Source organism: Magnetococcales bacterium, from assembly GCA_015231925.1.
GTDB lineage: Bacteria > Pseudomonadota > Magnetococcia > Magnetococcales > JADGAQ01 > JADGAQ01.
In genome coordinates this window covers 1-2,539 of the sequence record JADGAQ010000336.1, presented here as the reverse complement: position 1 = coordinate 2,539, position 2,539 = coordinate 1, and the positions used below count along the sequence as shown (strand labels likewise).

2 protein-coding genes are annotated in these 2,539 nt (G+C 62.9%); both read right to left on the bottom strand.

Annotated elements, in window-relative coordinates; genetic code table 11:
• Positions 1–1,540 (bottom strand): cobalamin-dependent protein (locus tag HQL56_19535; GenBank protein ID MBF0311709.1); only part of this gene is annotated, 1,540 nt, incomplete at its 3' end.
• An 18-nt stretch (positions 1,541–1,558) separates the two neighbouring features.
• A complete protein-coding gene (locus HQL56_19530) occupies positions 1,559–2,455 on the bottom strand; it encodes a class I SAM-dependent methyltransferase (GenBank protein ID MBF0311708.1) in 897 nt (298 codons plus the stop codon).
• Between the last annotated feature and the right edge of the window lie 84 nt (positions 2,456–2,539).

Below are 2,539 nucleotides of genomic sequence, written 5' to 3'. Positions count from 1 at the left end.
TTGATCGCCGCGCCTTCGGCGCCGGTGGCGCGGTATTCAACTGCCCGCGATCACGGGTCAACGGCTCCCACCGCTCGCGAAACCGATAAGCCATGGCCCCACCACTCTCCTCACCCCCCTTGAGCAACAGGAAAAAACGAATGCCGTAATAGAGATGCCAGAAAAACTCCCCGGAACGCAAACCCCGCCAAATGCTGCGCAAAATATAGGCCGGATTTTTGTAGTAACACTCCATGTAGGCCAGACGATAGTAACGGGTGATGCACTCCCAGGAGAGGGTCGGGTGGTCGAAGAGGGCGTTGGCCTCATTGTAAACATTGTACTGATCCCAGTCGAAGGTCTTCATACGACCCGCCTGGTAGAGGGCGTGAAACATGGGGGTGCCCGGAAAGGGCACGGTGATGCCGAATTTCATCACATCCACCCGGCTTTGCCGGGCGTAACGAATGGTGTCGAGCATGGTCTCTTCGGTGTCGGCGGAGAGGCCGAGCAGATACATGCCCCAGGTCTCCAGACCCGCCTTGCGAGCCAGCTCCACGGCGCGCAACCCCTCCTCCAGGGTGGCTTTGCCGCCCTTGCCGAAGGAGCGCAACACCTCGTTGTTGCCGCTTTCGAAGCCGAAATGAACCCGGTAGCAGCCGGCCCGTTTCATGGCCTCGAACAGCTCCCGATCGGCGCTCTCCACCCGGATGCCGTTGCTGCAGGTCCAGGCGATGGGCAGGTTGCGGGCGATGATGGCTTCGCAAACCTGCACCGCCCATTTGTTGTCGCTGGTGAAGATGTCGTCGGCCAGATGAAACTCCCGATAGCCGAGTTCATACAGATAGGCCACCTCCTCGGCGCAACGTTGCGGGGACTTCTTGCGATAGCCCAGCCCCATGGTCGACTTGCTGCCGCAGAAGTCGCATTTGAAGATGCAGCCACGGGAGAACTCCGCCGTGATCAACGGCGCATGGCGGGCCATGATCTTGGAGATGCGGTGGCGGTACTCCTCGATGGGATAGAGATCCCAGGCGGGCATGGCCAGTTCGTCCAGATACTCCACCAGCTCCCGATCGGGATTGCGCACCGCCCGGTTGTCGGCGTCGCGCCAGCAGATGCCGTCGATGGCGGCGGCTTCGCGGCCATCGAGAATCTCCACCAGGGTGCGATCCCCCTCGCCGACCACCACCAGATCGAGGGCCGACTCCAGCAGGGTTTCCACCGGCATCGCGGAGGCATGCACCCCGCCGCCGATGACCCGGATGTCGGGGGAGATCTCTTTGACCAGAAAGGAGATATCCCGCATCTGGTTGACCAGGGGCGTGGTGGCGGTGATGCCCACCACATCCGGCGCGGCGCGGCGGATTTCCGCTTCCAGGGCTTCGGGATCATAAGGCCGGTAGGAGAGGTCGATGATTTGGGCTTCGTGCCCGGCCTTTCGGGCCGCCCCCGCCAATACCGCCAGACTCAGCACCGGATAGACGGGATTGGCGATGCCCGCCTGATTCGAGCCGTAGACCTGGAAGTAGGAGGGGTTGATCAACAGGATCTTGGCCATGGTCGTTTCGTCCTGTCGTCATTCGATGGTGAAGGTCAGGGTCGCTCCCCGTGAGGGCGGGGCGAGCAGGGTCAGCAGCAGGGCCAGAGGCAGCAACCCGGCGGCGAGCAGCAGAACGCCGAGACGGGCGACGGGGGTGCTGCGGTTTTTTTTCAGGTGGCGATGCACCAGATTGACCGATCGGCTGAGAAATCCGGCCAGGGAGTCGACCCAGCCGAAGAGTTCGTATTCCAGGTTGCGACCGGGGAGAAGGCGCACCGGCCACTGATTGGGAAGGGTTTCGGCCAGATGCCGGTCCCAGTACCAGAGGTGGCGGCCGTAATCGAGAAAGCTGGAATAGAGACCGAAGAGGCGCGTCTGCCAGCCGCCGTGGTTGGGGATGCTGATCAGCAGTGCGCCTTGCGGGGTCAGGCGTTCCCTCAATTGGTGCAGCAGGCGTAGCGGCTGTTCAACGTGTTCCAGCACGTGCCAGAGGCAGATGATGTCGAAGCGGTCGAGCGGCAGGTCGTCGAGGGAAGGGGCTACGGCGAGACCGCGTGACCGGGCGTTGTCGCGACGTGCTGTTTCCGGCTCCACGCCGTGCAGGTGGTGGTATCCCTGGGAGTGCAGGAAGGCCAGGAACTGACCGTCGCCGCAACCGACATCCAGAATGGCGGCTTCCCGGTTGCGCAGCGGGGGATGGTGGCGGCAGAGCCAGTGCAGTCGCCAGCGAAACAGCAGGGTCATGAGGGGGGAGACGGGGCCGGGGAGGTCGCTTTCGACGTTGTGGCGTTGTTGTTGTTGAGGGGGCAGGCGCAGGGCGGTGCAATCGGGGCAGCGCAGGAAGGCGAGCCCGATGTCCCCGCAGGTTGCGAGGGCCAGGGGTGTGTCGGATGCGGACAGTTGACAGGCGGGACAGGGCATTGTCTTGGTCAACTCATGCCGGGTGAGGGGGTTGGTTAACCCATTGACGGGTCAAGATAACATCAATCCGGGGGCAAGCCAATCCGAAAACAGGGG